Annotated in this window: 14 protein-coding genes; 12 read left to right on the plus strand and 2 right to left on the minus strand. The window is 58.0% G+C overall.

The genetic code is table 11. The features are described 5' to 3' along the window. Positions 1-18: 18 nt before the first annotated feature. Genes fecA through fecE form a run of 5 tightly spaced genes read left to right on the plus strand, consistent with a single transcriptional unit; the run spans position 19 to position 6,029 of the window. Positions 19-2,355: a TonB-dependent Fe(3+) dicitrate receptor FecA gene (gene fecA / locus F8562_RS10680; protein ID WP_032720060.1), complete on the plus strand. Its 2,337-nt coding sequence runs from the start codon at positions 19-21 to the stop codon at positions 2,353-2,355. A 58-nt stretch (positions 2,356-2,413) separates the two neighbouring features. After that, positions 2,414-3,316: a Fe(3+) dicitrate ABC transporter substrate-binding protein FecB gene (locus F8562_RS10685; RefSeq protein WP_014838166.1), complete on the plus strand. Its 903-nt coding sequence runs from the start codon at positions 2,414-2,416 to the stop codon at positions 3,314-3,316. Then, positions 3,313-4,311, plus strand: coding sequence for an iron-dicitrate ABC transporter permease FecC (gene fecC, locus F8562_RS10690; RefSeq protein ID WP_014228931.1), 999 nt, complete (start codon positions 3,313-3,315; stop codon positions 4,309-4,311). The genes F8562_RS10685 and fecC overlap by 4 nt, the downstream gene beginning before the upstream one ends. After that, on the plus strand, positions 4,308-5,261 hold the full coding sequence (gene fecD / locus F8562_RS10695; RefSeq protein ID WP_014838165.1) for a Fe(3+) dicitrate ABC transporter permease subunit FecD: 954 nt from the start codon (positions 4,308-4,310) through the stop codon (positions 5,259-5,261). The genes fecC and fecD overlap by 4 nt, the downstream gene beginning before the upstream one ends. Continuing rightward, positions 5,262-6,029: a Fe(3+) dicitrate ABC transporter ATP-binding protein FecE gene (fecE, locus tag F8562_RS10700; protein WP_042944913.1), complete on the plus strand. Its 768-nt coding sequence runs from the start codon at positions 5,262-5,264 to the stop codon at positions 6,027-6,029. It abuts the gene before it with no gap. Positions 6,030-6,065: 36 nt separating this feature from the next. Here the strand turns inward: fecE and fraE are convergent, their stop codons facing one another. Beyond that, positions 6,066-7,109: a fructose-asparagine asparaginase gene (fraE, locus tag F8562_RS10705; RefSeq protein ID WP_009653379.1), complete on the minus strand. Its 1,044-nt coding sequence runs from the start codon at positions 7,107-7,109 to the stop codon at positions 6,066-6,068. A 279-nt stretch (positions 7,110-7,388) separates the two neighbouring features. Here fraE and F8562_RS10710 point away from each other — a divergent pair, with 279 nt between their 5' ends. After that, positions 7,389-8,579: an HD-GYP domain-containing protein gene (locus F8562_RS10710; protein WP_014228927.1), complete on the plus strand. Its 1,191-nt coding sequence runs from the start codon at positions 7,389-7,391 to the stop codon at positions 8,577-8,579. Positions 8,580-8,656: 77 nt separating this feature from the next. Continuing rightward, complete coding sequence (locus F8562_RS10715) at positions 8,657-10,441, plus strand: sensor domain-containing diguanylate cyclase (protein ID WP_014838162.1); 1,785 nt, start codon at positions 8,657-8,659, stop codon at positions 10,439-10,441. A 144-nt stretch (positions 10,442-10,585) separates the two neighbouring features. On the opposite strand, the gene icd is transcribed toward F8562_RS10715, so the two are convergent. Continuing rightward, positions 10,586-11,836: an NADP-dependent isocitrate dehydrogenase gene (gene icd / locus F8562_RS10720; protein ID WP_004131480.1), complete on the minus strand. Its 1,251-nt coding sequence runs from the start codon at positions 11,834-11,836 to the stop codon at positions 10,586-10,588. A 236-nt stretch (positions 11,837-12,072) separates the two neighbouring features. Here icd and rluE point away from each other — a divergent pair, with 236 nt between their 5' ends. The 5 genes from rluE to purB are packed head-to-tail and all read left to right on the plus strand — an operon-like array spanning position 12,073 to position 16,441. Further along, complete coding sequence (gene rluE, locus F8562_RS10725; protein WP_038423232.1) at positions 12,073-12,735, plus strand: 23S rRNA pseudouridine(2457) synthase RluE; 663 nt, start codon at positions 12,073-12,075, stop codon at positions 12,733-12,735. Between the two features lie 9 nt (positions 12,736-12,744). After that, complete coding sequence (locus F8562_RS10730) at positions 12,745-13,221, plus strand: NUDIX domain-containing protein (protein WP_014838108.1); 477 nt, start codon at positions 12,745-12,747, stop codon at positions 13,219-13,221. A gap of 38 nt (positions 13,222-13,259) precedes the next feature. Continuing rightward, positions 13,260-14,366, plus strand: coding sequence for a tRNA 2-thiouridine(34) synthase MnmA (mnmA, locus tag F8562_RS10735; RefSeq protein WP_004849976.1), 1,107 nt, complete (start codon positions 13,260-13,262; stop codon positions 14,364-14,366). Between the two features lie 59 nt (positions 14,367-14,425). Continuing rightward, the gene (gene hflD, locus F8562_RS10740) at positions 14,426-15,067 is read left to right on the plus strand and encodes a high frequency lysogenization protein HflD (protein ID WP_004131471.1); all 642 of its coding nucleotides are present in this window, start codon (positions 14,426-14,428) and stop codon (positions 15,065-15,067) included. Between the two features lie 3 nt (positions 15,068-15,070). After that, positions 15,071-16,441, plus strand: coding sequence for an adenylosuccinate lyase (gene purB / locus F8562_RS10745; protein WP_014838107.1), 1,371 nt, complete (start codon positions 15,071-15,073; stop codon positions 16,439-16,441). Positions 16,442-16,470: the final 29 nt, after the last annotated feature.

Here is a 16,470-nt window from a genome sequence, read left to right on the forward strand (position 1 = left end):
AACGATGGTGGAGAAGAGATGACGCCTTTACGCGTTTTACGCAAACCGATGCCTCTGGTGATGGCAATCCGTTTAAGCCTGCTGCCGCTAGCGGGGCTGGCCGCCGCGCCGGTATTCGCCGCCGCGCAGTATGATATTACCGCCGGGGAGTTAGACCACGCCCTGAACCAATATGCCGCCCGCAGCGGTATCACGCTTTCCGCCGACGCCAGCCTGACACGCGGCAAGCATAGCCCGGGCCTGCACGGCAGCTTTGAAACCGAAGAGGGTTTACGCAGGCTGCTGAACGGCAGCGGATTACGGCTCAAGCCGCTGGGCAAGAATGTCTGGACCCTGGAGCTGGATCCCACGCCCGTCACTGCAGAATCCACCCTCACCGTCGTCGGGGACTGGCTTGGCGACGCGCGCGAAAATGATGTCTTTGAGCACGCCGGCGCCCGCGACGTGATCCGTCGGGAGGATTTCGCCAAAACCGGCGCCGCCACGATGCGCGAAGTGCTGAACCGGATCCCTGGCGTCAACGCGCCGGAAAATACCGGCACCGGCAGTCACGACCTGGCGATGAACTTCGGTATTCGTGGCCTCAACCCGCGGCTTGCCAGCCGTTCCACGGTGCTGATGGACGGTATCCCGGTTCCCTTTGCCCCCTACGGCCAGCCGCAGCTTTCGCTGGCGCCGGTCTCGCTCGGCAATATGGACGCCATCGATGTCGTGCGCGGCGGCGGCGCGGTACGCTACGGGCCGCAGAGCGTCGGCGGCGTGGTGAACTTCGTCACCCGCGCCATCCCCGAGGATTTTGGCATTCAGGGCGGCATTGAAGGGCAGCTCAGCCCCACCTCTTCGCAAAACAACCCGAAAGAGACGCATAACCTCGCGATCGGCGGCACGGCGGACAACGGTTTCGGATCCGCCCTGCTTTACTCCGGCACCCGGGGCAGCGACTGGCGCGAACACAGCGCCACGCGGATTGATGATGTGATGCTGAAAAGCAAATACGCGCCCAACGAAGTCCATACCTTTAACAGCCTGCTGCAATACTATGACGGCGAAGCCGATATGCCCGGCGGCCTCTCCCGCGCCGACTACAACGCCGACCGCTGGCAGTCCACGCGTCCTTATGACCGCTTTTGGGGGCGCCGCCAGCTCGCCAGCCTCGGCTACCAGTACCAGCCGGATGCGCAGCATAAATTTAATATTCAGGGGTTCTATACCCATACCCTGCGCAGCGGCTACCTGGAACAGGGTAAGCGCATTACCCTCTCCCCGCGCGAATATTGGGTCCGCGGCATCGAGCCGCGCTACAGCCAAAGCTTTATGATCGGCCCATCCGCCCACGAAGTCGGCGTCGGCTATCGCTACGTCAACGAATCGACCCACGAGATGCGTTACTACACCGCGACCACCAGCGGCGAGCTGCCCAGCACCGCCAGCCCGTACGATCGCGATACCCGTTCCGGCACCGAAGCCCACGCCTGGTATATCGACGATCGCGTGGATATCGGCAACTGGACGATTACGCCAGGTATGCGCTTTGAGCACATTGAGTCTTATCAGGACAATAATCTGCTGGGCACCCGCGAACGGGTCAGCTATAACGCCCCGCTCCCGGCGCTGAATGTTCTTTATCACCTCACCGACAGCTGGAATCTTTATGCCAACACAGAAGGCTCATTCGGCACCGTACAGTACAGCCAGATTGGCAAGGCTGTGCAAAGCGGCAATGTGGAACCGGAAAAAGCGCGAACCTGGGAAGTCGGCACCCGCTACGACGACGGCGCGCTGACCGCAGAGATGGGGCTGTTCCTGATTAACTTCAACAATCAGTACGATTCCAACCAGACCAATGACACGGTCACCGCCCGGGGTAAAACGCGTCATAGCGGCCTGGAAGCGCAAACCCGTTACGCCCTCGGCGAGCTTTCACCCGCGCTTGATAATCTCTCTGTCTACGCCAGCTATGCGTACGTCAATGCTGAAATTCGCGAGAAAGGCGATACCTACGGTAACCAGGTTCCCTTCTCGCCGAAGCACAAAGGCACCTTTGGCGTCGATTACAAGCCCGGCAGCTGGACGTTTAACCTCAACGGCGACTTCCAGTCGAGCCAGTTTGCCGATAACGCCAATACCGTTGCCGAAAGCGCCGATGGCAGTACCGGCCGCATTCCCGGCTATATGCTGTGGGGCGCTCGCGTGGCCTATGACTTTGGCCCGCAGATGGCCAATCTCAACCTCGCGCTGGGGGTGAAAAACATCTTCGACCATGCGTATTACACCCGCTCGTACGACGATAACAACAAAGGGCTTTACGCCGGTCAGCCGCGCACGCTGTACCTGCAAGGATCAATGAAGTTCTGATGATAGAGCGTTGCCGGACAGCGGTATTCGCGCCCTGTCCGGCAAGCTGGAGTGAATAATGTTTAGCCTTGTTCGTCTGTGTATTTTCAGCCTGCTGTTTCTGGCGGGCCCGCTCTTTGCCGCCACCGTACAGGATGAGCGCGGTCGCTTTACGCTTGATAAAACGCCGCAGCGCATCGTCGTGCTTGAACTCTCCTTTGTCGACGCGCTGGCGGCGGTTGACGTTAGCCCGACAGGCGTGGCCGATGACAACGATCCGTCGCGTATTCTGGCGGACGTACGCGCACGTCTGAAGCCCTGGCAGTCGGTGGGCACCCGCGCCCAGCCTTCACTGGAGGCCATCAGCGCGCTGCATCCCGATCTGATCGTCGCCGATAGCAGTCGCCATGCCGGAATTTACGCCGCCCTGAGGCAAATTGCCCCGGTGCTGCTGTTGAAATCGCGCAATGAAACCTGGGAGGAGAACCTGCAGTCAGCGGCGATTATCGGCAAAGTAGTGGGTAAGGATAAGGAGATGCAGCAGCGTCTGGCGCTGCATCGGCAAAAAATGGCGGCGTTTTCCCGACAGCTGCCGGCTGGCGCCAGCGTGCTGTTTGGCACCTCTCGCGAACAGCAGTTTAATCTTCACTCAACGCAAACTTATACCGGTAGCGTGCTGACGGCGCTTGGCCTGAAGGTTCCGCCGCCAATCGGCGGCGCGCCGATGGCGGCGATAAATTTCGAACAGCTGCTGGCCCTGAATCCGCAATGGCTGCTGGTCGCTCATTACCGTACTGAAAGTATCGTGAAAAAATGGCAGCAGGACTCCCTGTGGCCAATGCTGCAGGCCGAGCAGAAAGGGCAGGTCGCCGCCGTCGACAGCAACAGCTGGGCGCGGATGCGCGGGATCTTCGCCGCCGAGCGTATTGCCAGCGATATGGTTAAAATTGTCCACCACCGGGCGGTTGATATCACGCCATGAAACCGTTCCGTCGCGCGTTTTTTATCTGGGGATGGCCGCTGCTGGCCCTCAGCGGCCTGTTCTGGCTGAGCCTGTTCTGCTATTCGCCCATCCCGATTTCGCCGCTCAACGCCCTTCACGCCCTGCTGGCGCCTGAGTCTCCTTCGCTTGCGGAGGCGCTGGTGCTTAATCTGCGCCTGCCCCGCAGCCTGGTGGCGGTAATGCTCGGCGCCTCGCTGGCAATGTCGGGGGCGTTATTACAAACGCTTACCCATAACCCGCTGGCATCGCCTTCACTGCTCGGCATTAATAGCGGCGCGGCGCTGGCGATGGCGCTGACCAGCGCATTCAGTCCGGCACCGCTGGCGGGCTTTTCGCTGGCGCTGATTGCCGCCTGCGGCGGCGGAATAAGCTGGCTGCTGGTGATGAGCGCCGGCGGCGGCTGGCGTCAACAGCAGGATCGCCAACGGTTGATCCTCGCCGGTATTGCTCTCTCGGCGCTATGCATGGCGTTGACCAGAATGACCCTGCTGCTGGCGGAAGATCGCGCCTGGGGCATTCTTACCTGGCTTGCGGGCGGCGTTTCCCACGTGCGCTGGGCCGAGTTCTGGCAGCTTTTCCCTTTTGTCGCGCTGATTACCCCCGGCGTATTCCTGCTGGCCAACGCGCTTAATCTGCTTAACGTCAGCGATACCGCCGCCCATTCGCTGGGGGTGAATTTGCCGCGCCTGCGCCTGCTTATCAACGCGGCCGTGTTGCTGCTTACCGGCGCCAGCGTCAGCGTCGCCGGACCGATTGCCTTTGTTGGCCTGCTGGTCCCGCATCTGGCGCGTTTTTGGGCGGGTCACGATCATCGTACTTTTTTGCCGGTCAGCGCCCTGCTGGGCGCCCTGTTTATGCTGCTGGCGGATATGCTCGCCAGAGCGTTGGCCTGGCCGGGTGAACTGCCCGCGGGCGCGGTGCTGGCGCTGGCGGGCGGGCCCTGTTTTGTCTGGCTGGTCAGGAGACGCGGGTGAAACAACGCATCGTGTTTTTATGGCTCGCGCTCACGCTGTTAACCCTGTTCTCGCTGCGGATGGGGGCGATCCCGCTGCCGTGGCGAGCGCTGCTCAGCGGATGGCATGCGGACAGCGAGTATCACTACGTCCTTATGCAATATCGCCTGCCGCGCGTGGTGCTGGCGCTGATTATCGGCGCCGCGCTGGCGGTTTCCGGGGCGCTGGTTCAGGGTATTGTGCATAATCCGCTGGCCTCGCCGGACATTCTGGGCATTAACCACGGGGCGAGCCTGACCTCGGTGGCGGCACTGTGGTTTTTACCGTCCCTGCCCCTGCAGTGGCTGCCGCTGCTGGCCTTTATCGGCGGAATGGTGGCGATGGTAATACCGCTCGCCCTTGCCGGTTTTTCTCGACCAATGCGCCTGGCGCTGACCGGCATCGCGCTGTCGGCCTGCTGGGCCAGCGTGACCGACTACCTCTTACTGTCGCGGCCGCAGGAGATCAATAACGCGCTGCTGTGGCTGACCGGAAGCCTGTGGGCCAGAGACGGCGCATTCGTCATCATCGTCCTGCCCCTGCTGGCGATTTTGCTGCCCTTAAGCTTCGCCCTCAGTCACGATCTCGACCTGCTGGCGCTAGGCCATGAGCGCGCGGGAACGCTCGGCGTCAACGTACGCTGGCTTAACGGCTACGGCTTAACGCTGGCGGTGGCCCTCGCGTCGATCGGCGTCGCGGTCTGCGGTCCTGTCGCCTTTATCAGCCTTGTGGTGCCGCATCTTGTGCGTCGCCTCTTCGGCGGCCGCCATCGCCGTTTATTGCCGCTCTCTGCGCTCACGGGCGGACTGGTTCTGCTGCTCGCCGATCTGCTGGCGCGAACGCTGCATCCGCCGCTTGAGCTGCCGGCAGGCGTGCTGACGGCGATTATCGGCGCCCCCTGGTTTATCTGGCTTCTTGTGAGAATGCGTTAAATGGAACTGCGAATAGAAAAGCTAACCGCTGGCTATGGCGGCAAGCGCGTTATCAACAATCTCGATCTGACGCTACCGGGCGGGAAAATTACCGCGCTGCTGGGGCCAAACGGCTGCGGTAAATCAACGCTGCTGAAGTGTTTCTCTCGCCTCCTGACGCCCATCGCCGGCGAGGTCTGGCTCGATGATGTCCCCTTAAACCGCCTCTCCGCCCGACAGCTGGCGCGGCGACTGGCGCTGCTGCCGCAGCAGCATCACGTTCCGGAAGGCGTCACCGTACGCGAGCTGGTCGGCTACGGCCGGAGTCCGTGGCTACCGCTGTGGGGGCGGCTTTCCGCGCAGGATCGACAGCAGGTCGACAGCGCGCTACAACGAACCGGCATCGCTGCGCTGGCGGAACGACCGCTGACCGCCCTTTCCGGCGGCCAGCGGCAGCGGGCTTTTCTGGCGCTGCTGCTGGCGCAGGATACGCCGCTGGTGCTGCTCGATGAGCCAACGACCTGGCTGGATATTCATCATCAGGTGGCGCTAATGACGCTGATGCGCGAGCTGCAGACGATGGGCAAGACCGTGGTCACCGTACTGCACGACCTGAACCAGGCCAGTCGCTACTGCGACCATCTGGTGGTGCTTGAAGGGGGCCAGGTGCAGGCTCAGGGCCTGGCGGAAACGGTACTGACGCCGGAGATGCTACGGGAGATTTTTCACCTGGAGGCGGAGATTCACCCGGAGCCGGTGTCGCAGCGCCCGATGTGCGTGGTGAAATAACCCGGGTAAGGCGCGCTGCGCCCTACCCGAAGTTGATCAGTAGGTGTGGAAGTATTGCTGGATCACCTGCGGATTTTTCGTTTGCGTCAGCGCCGTCATCAGCAGGATGCGCGCTTTTGCCGGGTTGAGCGAGTCGGCTACCAGCCCAGGCTGGCCGTCATCAACCGGCACGACGCCGCTGCCGGTACGCGAGGCGCGAACCACCACGATACCGGCTTTTTCCGCCTTTTCGATCCCCGCCGCGCTGCGTACGGAGACCGACCCCGCGCCGGTGCCCGCATAGATAATCCCGTCGGCATGGTGCGCGATCGCCGCGTCATACATATATTCAGGGTCATCCTGGTAGCCATAAATAATGACCACTTTCGGTAGCGCGTTAAGATTGCGGACGTCAAAAACCGAACGCACGGTGTGAATTTTATCCACGCGAGTTTCGAACTGCGGTTTGCCGCTCACGATAACGCCCAGATAGCCCTCCTCCGGCGCCTTGAAGGTATCCAGCGTCGTGGCGTTGGTCTTAGTGACAAAACGCGCCGCGCCGATGCGGTCATTAAGCACCACCATCACGCCGCGGCCCTTCGCTTCCGGGTCGGCCGCCACGGTCACCGCTTCCAGCAGATTCATCGGACCGTCGGCGCTGATGGCCGTGGCCGGACGCATTGCCGCCGTGAAAACGACCGGCTTATTGCTTTTTACCGTCAGGTTGAGGAAATAAGGCGTCTCGTCCAGGGTGTCGGTACCATGGGTAATCACTACGCCGTCCACATCATCGCGGGCCAGCAGTTCATTGACGCGCTTTGACAGTTTGAGAATGATGTCGCTGGTCATATTTTCGCTGCCGATATTAGCGACCTGCTCGCCGTCAACGCGTGCGACTTTGCTCATCTCAGGCACGGCATTAATCAGCGTCTGTACGCCAATCGCGCCGGCTTTGTACCCGGTAGTCTGGGTATTGCTGGCCGCTGAACCGGCAATCGTCCCTCCGGTCGCGAGGATTACGATATGCGGCAGACGCGTCTCACTCGAGGCGAAAGCGCTTATCGCCAGTAACGTAATTGCCAGTAATGCTCTAAAATTCATCATGACTCATCCCAAAATAGATATTAAATAAATTCGCGCAGAGAGAATGCAAACGGCTTGCCAGGATTTAATGTATTTTACTCGGTAAAAATGATTAACTATCGGACAAAAAAGGATTTTTACTTCGCCCGGAGCGCTACTTTGGTGCAGGGACGCGCTAAAAATGGGCAGGATAAAAATGCGAAACCCGAATGGACTTATTCAATCTATTTTGTCATGTCGGCATCGCTATCAACGAAATAGAGCAAAACGGTGCGGGTAATGCGATGGAGAAAAACGATGCATAATATCGCCTTAAAATCAGCATTGATGCTTACCACCCGCGTCATACAAATTATTAACCCTGAATTACACCTGCATATGCAACGAACGGCGCTGATCGCGCTGGAGCTTGCGCAGGCGTCAGGGCTCTCGCGTCAGCAGCAGCAGACGATCTTTTGCGCCGCGCTGCTGCACGACATTGGCGTTCTGGGCGATAAACGAGTGTTCTCCTCGCTGAACGCCATCGATAACCTCAACGATCCGCATCAGCACCGGGGAGCAGAAATGCTGGCCGGGTTAGCGACCCTGGCCCCCATCCTGCCGATTATCCGCGATCACCATTTTAGCCCACACCACAAAGGCAGCCTCGAACAGCATATCGTCTATTTCGCCGACGTGTTTGAACGCCTGCTTGCTGGCGATAAGCACGCGACAACCTTTCAAACCGATATGATTATTGGTAAATTTCGCGCGCTTTACCAGGCGATAGATCCGCCGCTGTGCCAGACTTTGTGCCAGCTCGCACAAAAAGAGCATTTTTGGCTGCACCTCAATCCCGGACATATTCAGCGAATGCTGGAGATCATCGGCCCTATCAACCATGTTTATATCGATATCGACGGTCTGAAAGATATCTGCCTGTTAATTGCCAAAATCGTCGATACCTACAGCAGCTTCACCGCCAGCCATAGTCTGAAGGTCGGGCGAATTTCGCGCACCCTCGCCGCTTATATGAATCTGCCGGAGATGGAGTGTAAGAAAATTGAGATTGCCGGCTATTTACACGATATTGGCAAAGTACACATTCCGCTGAAAATCCTGGAGAAACAGGGCGAACTGAATGACGAAGAGCTGCTTCAGGTGCGGGAACATAGCTATATGACCGGCGAAATTCTTAGCACCTTCAGCGAACTCGGCGAAATAATTAACTGGGCCGCGAATCATCATGAAAAGCTGGATGGCAGCGGCTATCCGCTTCATCTCAATGAGCATTACCTGCAGCTCCCGGATCGGATTATCGCCATCGCGGATATTTTCACCGCGCTTACCGAAGACCGCCCCTATCGCCCCGGAATGAGCCGTCAGCAAGCGTTACAGCTGATAGAGAGTGATGTTATAAATGGCGCGCTGGATAAAGACGTGTACCGCATTTTGCATCACCATGCCGAAGCGCTGCACGCTATTATTACTCACACGCTGCACCCGTAATCACCGCTTTTTTTCCGGTGAAGCCGGAGTGTGACGATAAAAAAATAATTAATTCATCTGCACGCAAGGAATATCCGGTGAGAATCGCCACCATGACTAACTGGGCCTACGGGATCACCGTCGCCCTGACCCTCGCCTCAGGCATCGCCATGCTGATGGCCTCAAGTGCGGATAATGCCGAACGCCGCGCCGTCGAACAACGCCAGGCGTTTGACCAGCTAAGCGAAGAAGTAGAAAGCGGCGCCTGGGAGCTTTCCGATCTCGCGCGACTTTACATCATTCAAAAAAATCAGGATGTGCTGCAGGAGTACCGGCAGCAAGCCCAGGCCACCGCCGCCATTGAACATCGTCTGGAAAAGCTGAAAGACAGTGGCGCAACCGCTGAAGAGCTGGCGCTGCTGCGCGAGGGTTTACAGATAGCCGATGAACTTCAGGATGAACAGCTAACGGCGCTGGCGCAGGTTGCCAGGGGAGAAGAAAAAGCGGCGGTCAGCCTGCTTTACGGCGCTGCCTATGAGCAGGAGCTCGAGCGGGTCCAGACGCAGCTCGATCACTTTCGCCTGATGCTCGAAGGCCGGGTAAATAAAACCATTGCCGAGGCTACGGAGAAATCACGGATCTGGCGTACGCTTTCTGAGATCATGGTTGGGCTCACCGCGCTGATGTTCCTGTTTGTGCTGGGGTTTATTCTTAAGAGGCGGGTGCTCTATCCCGTCGTTCGCCTGAGCGACGTGGTGCAGCGGCTGGCATCGCAGGATTATGCGGTTGAGACGCCGCAGTTTACCCAGATTGATGAAATTGGCGATATGGCCCAGGCCATTCGTATCTTTCGCGAGAACGGGCTGGCGCGGCAGCGGCTGGAACAAGAGCGCGATGCGGACTGGGCGGTCCGCGAGCTGCTGGCGAGGATGACCCAGCGCTTGCAGGGCTGCGAATCGTTCGAGGATGTGATCAAGGTTGCCGAACTGTTCGCGCCAAATATCGCCCCGGAGATCCCGGGCCGGCTGTATATTCTCGATACCGATCCCTGGCAGATGCGCTGCGTGGCGCAGTGGCTTTCTCCGCCGCTTGAAGCCGACGTCTTCCATCCGGATAACTGCTGGGCCGTGCGGCGCGGGCTGAGCCATCCGCCGGTCAACGGTGAGCCGGATATCGCCTGCTATCACCTGTCGGAATCGCAGGCTCAACGGTCGCTATGCGTGCCGCTGATTGCGCAAGGAGAAGCGATTGGTCTGCTCTCCTTCAGCAACGTCACCTCCGCGACCGCCCCGTCCCGCGCCTATCTTGAACTGATGGCCGAAGCCCTGGGTCTGGCGCTGGCGAACCAGCGTTTACGCAATGCGCTGCTGGAAAAGGCGCTGTTTGATTCATTAACCGGCCTGCGTAACCGCCACCACCTGGAGGACGCTCTGCATACCCAAATAAATCTGGCGGTACGCAACGGTACGCCGCTGAGCTGCCTGATGATCGATATCGATCACTTTAAGGCGATTAATGATAGTTATGGTCACGAAGCGGGCGATCTGGTCATTAAAAACGTCGCGGCGATTATTCAACGTGCGGTGCGCGATATTGGGATGGCCTTCCGCTATGGCGGCGAAGAGTTCCTGGTATTGCTGGGCGGAACCGATGAAGAGGCCGCGATGGCCTGCGCGACCGACATCTATCACAGCGTCCAACTGCTGACGCTACGCTATGGCCTGGCTGAAATTGGTCAGATCGATGTTTCCATCGGCATCGCCAGCTACCCGCAGCATACGCAAAGCGATAGCCTGCTGCGCGCGGCTGACGCAGCGCTCTACCGGGCAAAAGAGCTGGGGCGGTCGAGAATTGTGAGCTTTGGGATGTTGAAGGCGGATTGAGTCGACAGTCACACCACCGCGTAAAACTGGACGAGAGACCGCTATACCCCTCCTTTTAGACCCGCGTAACGGACGCGATTCCCCCCGGAGAATAAAAAAACGGGAACCCATCGGCTCCCGTTTTTGTTTAACCCAGAGACTGGATTACATGTTCGCGATAATCGCGTCGCCAAACTCTGAACATTTCAGCAGCTTAGCGCCTTCCATCAGACGTTCAAAGTCATAGGTCACGGTCTTAGCGGCGATTGCGCCTTCGGTGCCTTTAACGATCAGGTCTGCCGCTTCGAACCACTGCATGTGGCGCAGCATCATCTCAGCGGACAGGATGATGGAACCTGGGTTCACTTTGTCCTGGCCGGCATATTTCGGCGCAGTACCGTGGGTGGCTTCAAACAGCGCGCACTCGTCACCGATGTTCGCACCCGGGGCAATACCGATACCGCCAACCTGCGCCGCCAGGGCGTCAGAGATATAGTCACCGTTCAGGTTCATACAGGCGATAACATCGTATTCCGCCGGACGCAGCAGGATCTGCTGCAGGAAGGCGTCGGCGATAACGTCTTTAACGACGATCTCTTTCCCGGTGTTCGGGTTTTTAATCTTCAGCCACGGGCCGCCGTCAATCAGCTCACCGCCGAACTCTTCGCGTGCCAGCTGGTAACCCCAGTCTTTGAACGCGCCTTCGGTGAATTTCATGATGTTGCCTTTGTGCACCAGAGTCAGAGAATCGCGATCGTTGGTGATAGCGTATTCGATGGCGGCGCGAACCAGGCGTTTAGTGCCTTCTTCAGAGCACGGCTTGATGCCGATACCGCAATGTTCCGGGAAGCGAATTTTCTTCACGCCCATTTCATCGCGCAGGAATTTGATCACTTTATCTGCTTCAGCAGAATCGGCTTTCCACTCGATACCGGCGTAGATGTCTTCAGAGTTTTCGCGGAAGATAACCATATCGGTCAGTTCAGGATGCTTAACCGGGCTCGGGGTACCCTGATAATAACGAACCGGGCGCAGGCAAACGTAGAGGTCCAGTTCCTGACGCAGAGCAACGTTCAGAGAACGGATGCCGCCGCCGACTGGGGTGGTCAGAGGGCCTTTGATAGCAACACGATATTCACGAATCAGATCAAGAGTTTCGGCAGGCAGCCAGACATCCTGGCCATAAACCTGGGTCGATTTTTCACCGGTGTAAACTTCCATCCAGGAAATTTTACGCTCGCCCTTATAGGCTTTCTCAACGGCAGCATCAACCACTTTCAGCATCGCCGGAGTCACGTCAACGCCGATACCATCACCTTCGATGAACGGGATAATCGGGTTATTAGGGACGTTCAGCTTGCCGTTTTGCAGGGTGATTTTTTGACCTTCCGCCGGAACTACTACTTTGCTTTCCATTAACCTCTCCTTCGAGCGCTTCTGGTTCTGCTCTTCCCTCTTCACGCTAGCCGGGCGTTGGCTTTACTCGCCCACTCCCGTCATCGGAATATCCCGCTAACCGGAGATTTCGCGTCCGTGTCGCCTTCCTGTAATGCGAATCGGTTTGAGCAACCTTTTTGTTAATAAGTTGTAATGAGCATGTCAATACTACCTGAATGTTTGCATCCATGAAAGGCATTCGTAATTAGGCTATAATGCGGCAATTGATTGAGTCTGAAAATACCATGCAAAAAACTTCATTTAGAAAACATCGCGTTGAGCGATTCAGCACGCAACAAGTCACCAGACAACGCAAAGAACGCCAGCCAAAAACTGTGATCTTGTTCAATAAACCATACGATGTATTGCCGCAATTTACCGATGAAGCCGGACGCAGCACGCTAAAAGATTTTATTCCGGTTGCCGGCGTCTACGCTGCCGGTCGGTTGGATCGCGATAGCGAAGGCCTGCTGGTAATGACCAACGACGGCGCGCTGCAGGCGGCGCTCACTCAACCGGGTAAGCGCACCGGTAAAATTTATTATGTTCAGGTGGAAGGTGAACCCACGGCGGACGCGCTGGCCGCGCTCCGCGACGGCGTCACGCTTAATGACGGCCCTACTCTGCCCGCCGGCGTTGAGCGGGTTGCGGAACCAGAGTGGCTGTGGCCGCGGAATCCGCCCATCCGCGAGCGCAAATCTATCCCCACCAGCTGGCTGAAAATCACCCTCTATGAGGGACGCAACCGCCAGGTACGGCGGATGACCGCCCACGTCGGCTTTCCGACGCTGCGCCTGATTCGCTACGCGATGGGCGGCTATACGCTGGATGGCCTGGCCAACGGCGAATGGCGTAAAACCGACTCACCGCATCCATAAGGAAAACCAATGTTTAAGCCGCACGTCACCGTCGCCTGCGTGGTTCACGCGAAAGGCAAATTCCTCGTTGTTGAAGAAACGATCAACGGAAAAGCGCTGTGGAACCAGCCTGCAGGTCACCTCGAAGCCGACGAAACCCTGGTTCAGGCCGCAGAGCGCGAGCTCTGGGAAGAGACCGGCATTCGCGCGACGCCGCAGCACTTTCTTCGCCTGCATCAGTGGATAGCCCCGGATCGCACCCCGTTTTTGCGCTTCCTCTTTACTATCGAGCTTAACGATACGTGCGTCACCGAGCCCCATGATAGCGATATCGATCGCTGCCTGTGGCTCAGAGCTGAGGAAATTCTTAACGCAACAAACCTGCGTTCTCAACTGGTTGCCGAGAGCATTCGCAGCTATCAGCAGGATCCGCGCTACCCGCTGTCGCTCATCGGCGAATTTAACTGGCCGTTTACAGGGGGTGCCTCGACGGATGACGCGTGCTAGAATACGCCGCCTCGAAGTTCAATGTAGTGAGTATTCCAATGTCAGAAAGCCAGAAAAAAGTGATCGTCGGCATGTCCGGCGGGGTTGATTCCTCAGTTTCCGCTTACCTGCTGCTCCAGCAAGGGTATAAGGTGGAAGGCCTGTTCATGAAGAACTGGGAAGAGGACGACGGCGAGGAATACTGCACCGCAGCGGCGGATCTTGCCGACGCGCAGGCCGTTTGCGATAAGCTGGGAATTGAACTTCACACCGTCAACTTTGCCGCAGAATACTGGGACAACGTATTCGAATTGTTCCTTGAAGAATATAAAGCCGGCCGCACGCCGAACCCGGATATTCTGTGCAATAAAGAAATTAAATTTAAAGCCTTCCTCGAATTTGCCGCAGAAGACCTCGGCGCTGACTACATCGCCACCGGGCACTACGTGCGCCGCGCCGACGTTAACGGCAAGAGCCAGCTGCTGCGCGGCCTCGACGGTAACAAAGACCAGAGCTACTTCCTTTATACTCTCAGCCACGAACAGATCGCGCAAAGCCTGTTCCCGGTAGGAGAGCTGGAAAAGCCGCAGGTGCGTAAAATCGCCGAAGAGCTGGATCTCATCACCGCGAAGAAAAAAGACTCGACCGGTATCTGTTTTATCGGCGAACGTAAATTCCGTGAATTCCTTGGCCGCTACCTGCCCGCCCAGCCGGGTAAAATTATCAGCGTTGACGGCGACGAAGTTGGCGAGCACCAGGGCCTGATGTACCACACGCTGGGTCAGCGTAAAGGCCTGGGCATCGGCGGCATCAAAGACGGCGGCGAAGACCCGTGGTACGTGGTCGACAAAGACGTCGAAAACAATATTCTGATTGTCGCCCAGGGCCACGACCATCCGCGTCTGATGTCCGTGGGGTTGATTGCTCAACAGCTGCACTGGGTAGACCGCGAGCCGCTGACCGGCACGCTGCGCTGCACGGTGAAAACCCGCTACCGCCAGACCGATATCCCCTGCAGCGTAAAAGCGCTGGATGACGACCGCATTGAAGTGATCTTTGATGAGCCGGTTGCCGCCGTCACGCCTGGCCAGTCTGCGGTCTTTTACCGCGACGAAGTCTGCCTCGGCGGTGGGATTATCGAACAGCGCTTGCCGCTGCAGGCTTGACAGACATATTAGCCGCGGAATGCCTCAACCGGGTATTCGGCGGTTTACAAGGAGAATGTGTGGCGAAGAATTATTATGACATTACGCTGGCGCTGGCCGGCGTTTGCCAGGCCGCGCGTCTGGTTCAGGAACTGGCGCACCAGGGGCACTGCGATAGCGACGCCCTGCATGTGTCGCTGAACAGCATCATCGACCTCGACCCGGATTCAACGCTGGCGGTGTTCGGTGGTAGTGAAGCCAATCTTCGTCTCGGGCTGGAAACTCTCATTGGCGTGCTGAATACCAGCAGTCGCCAGGGACTGAACGCCGAACTCACCCGCTATACTCTAAGCCTGATGGTGCTCGAGCGTAAGCTTGCCGCCAGCAAAGGGGCCATGGATACCCTCGGCAACCGTATCGGTGGCCTGCGCCGTCAGCTTGAACATTTCGATCTGCAATCCGAGACCCTGCTCAGCGCAATGGCCGGCATCTATGTTGATGTCATTAGCCCGCTGGGCCCGCGGATTCAGGTGACCGGCTCTCCAGCCGTGCTGCAAAGCCCTCAGGTTCAGGCGAAGGTTCGCTCTGCCCTGCTGGCAGGTATTCGCTCCGCGGTGCTCTGGCACCAGGTCGGCGGCGGACGTCTGCAGCTGATGTTTTCCCGTAATCGTCTGGTTAACCAGGCAAAACAAATTCTTGCTCATTTAACCCCGGAGTTGTGATCTATGGAATTATCCTCACTGACCGCCGTTTCCCCAGTCGACGGCCGCTACGGCGACAAAGTCAGCGCGCTGCGCGGTATCTTCAGCGAATTCGGTTTGCTGAAATTCCGCGTTCAGGTAGAAGTGCGTTGGTTGCAAAAACTGGCCGCGCACGCAGCGATCAAGGAAGTTCCTGCTTTTGCTGCCGACGCAAACGGTTACCTTGATAAAATCGTCGCCGATTTTAGCGTAGAAGATGCAGAGCGCATCAAAACGATCGAGCGCACCACCAACCACGACGTCAAAGCGGTTGAGTATTTCCTCAAGGAAAAAGTCGTCGACGTGGCAGAACTGCACGCGGTCTCCGAGTTTATCCACTTCGCCTGCACCTCCGAGGACATCAACAATCTGTCCCACGCGCTGATGCTGAAAACCGCCCGCGACGAAGTGATCCTGCCATACTGGCGCAAGCTGATCGACGCGGTTAAGGAGCTGGCGGTACAGTATCGCGATATCCCGCTGCTTTCCCGCACCCACGGCCAGCCGGCCACGCCGTCCACCATGGGTAAAGAGATGGCGAACGTCGCTTACCGTATGGAGCGCCAGTATCGTCAGCTGAATCAGATTGAAATTCTTGGCAAAATCAACGGTGCGGTGGGGAACTATAACGCCCACATCGCCGCCTACCCGGAAGTCGACTGGCACCAGTTCAGCGAAGAGTTCGTCACCTCGCTGGGTATCCAGTGGAACCCGTACACCACCCAGATTGAACCGCACGACTATATCGCCGAGCTGTTTGACTGCGTCGCCCGCTTCAACACCATCCTGATTGATTTCGATCGTGACGTGTGGGGCTATATCGCGCTCAACCATTTCAAGCAGAAGACCATTGCCGGCGAAATCGGCTCTTCCACCATGCCGCATAAAGTGAACCCGATCGACTTCGAGAACTCCGAAGGCAACCTCGGTCTGGCCAATGCGGTGATGCAGCATCTGGCAAGCAAACTGCCGGTTTCCCGCTGGCAGCGCGACCTCACCGACTCCACCGTCCTGCGTAACCTCGGCGTGGGCATCGGCTACGCGCTGATCGCGTATCAATCCACCCTGAAAGGCGTGAGCAAGCTGGAGCTGAATCAGGACCGCCTGCTGGATGAACTGGACCACAACTGGGAAGTTCTGGCCGAGCCGATTCAGACCGTCATGCGTCGCTACGGCATCGAGAAGCCGTACGAGAAGCTGAAAGAGCTGACCCGCGGCAAGCGCGTTGATGCCGAAGGCATGCAGCAGTTCATCGACAGCCTGGCGCTGCCGGAAGCGGAAAAAGTTCGCCTGAAGGCCATGACCCCGGCTAACTATATCGGCCGCGCGACCACCATGGTTGACGAACTGAAGTAAACCTTTCCACCCTCTTTCCGCCGGGAAAG

Origin of the sequence: Klebsiella sp. RCJ4 (assembly GCF_009025755.1) — a bacterium.
Lineage (GTDB): Bacteria > Pseudomonadota > Gammaproteobacteria > Enterobacterales > Enterobacteriaceae > Klebsiella > Klebsiella michiganensis.

Coding starts and splice junctions, on each gene's coding strand:
- fecA (WP_032720060.1), top strand. CDS start 19: ATGACGCCTTTACGCGTTTTACGCAAACCGATGCCTCTGGTGATGGCA.
- F8562_RS10685 (WP_014838166.1), top strand. CDS start 2,414: ATGTTTAGCCTTGTTCGTCTGTGTATTTTCAGCCTGCTGTTTCTGGCG.
- fecC (WP_014228931.1), top strand. CDS start 3,313: ATGAAACCGTTCCGTCGCGCGTTTTTTATCTGGGGATGGCCGCTGCTG.
- fecE (WP_042944913.1), top strand. CDS start 5,262: ATGGAACTGCGAATAGAAAAGCTAACCGCTGGCTATGGCGGCAAGCGC.
- fraE (WP_009653379.1), bottom strand. CDS start 7,109: ATGAATTTTAGAGCATTACTGGCAATTACGTTACTGGCGATAAGCGCT.
- F8562_RS10710 (WP_014228927.1), top strand. CDS start 7,389: ATGCATAATATCGCCTTAAAATCAGCATTGATGCTTACCACCCGCGTC.
- icd (WP_004131480.1), bottom strand. CDS start 11,836: ATGGAAAGCAAAGTAGTAGTTCCGGCGGAAGGTCAAAAAATCACCCTG.
- rluE (WP_038423232.1), top strand. CDS start 12,073: ATGCGGCAATTGATTGAGTCTGAAAATACCATGCAAAAAACTTCATTT.
- F8562_RS10730 (WP_014838108.1), top strand. CDS start 12,745: ATGTTTAAGCCGCACGTCACCGTCGCCTGCGTGGTTCACGCGAAAGGC.
- mnmA (WP_004849976.1), top strand. CDS start 13,260: ATGTCAGAAAGCCAGAAAAAAGTGATCGTCGGCATGTCCGGCGGGGTT.
- purB (WP_014838107.1), top strand. CDS start 15,071: ATGGAATTATCCTCACTGACCGCCGTTTCCCCAGTCGACGGCCGCTAC.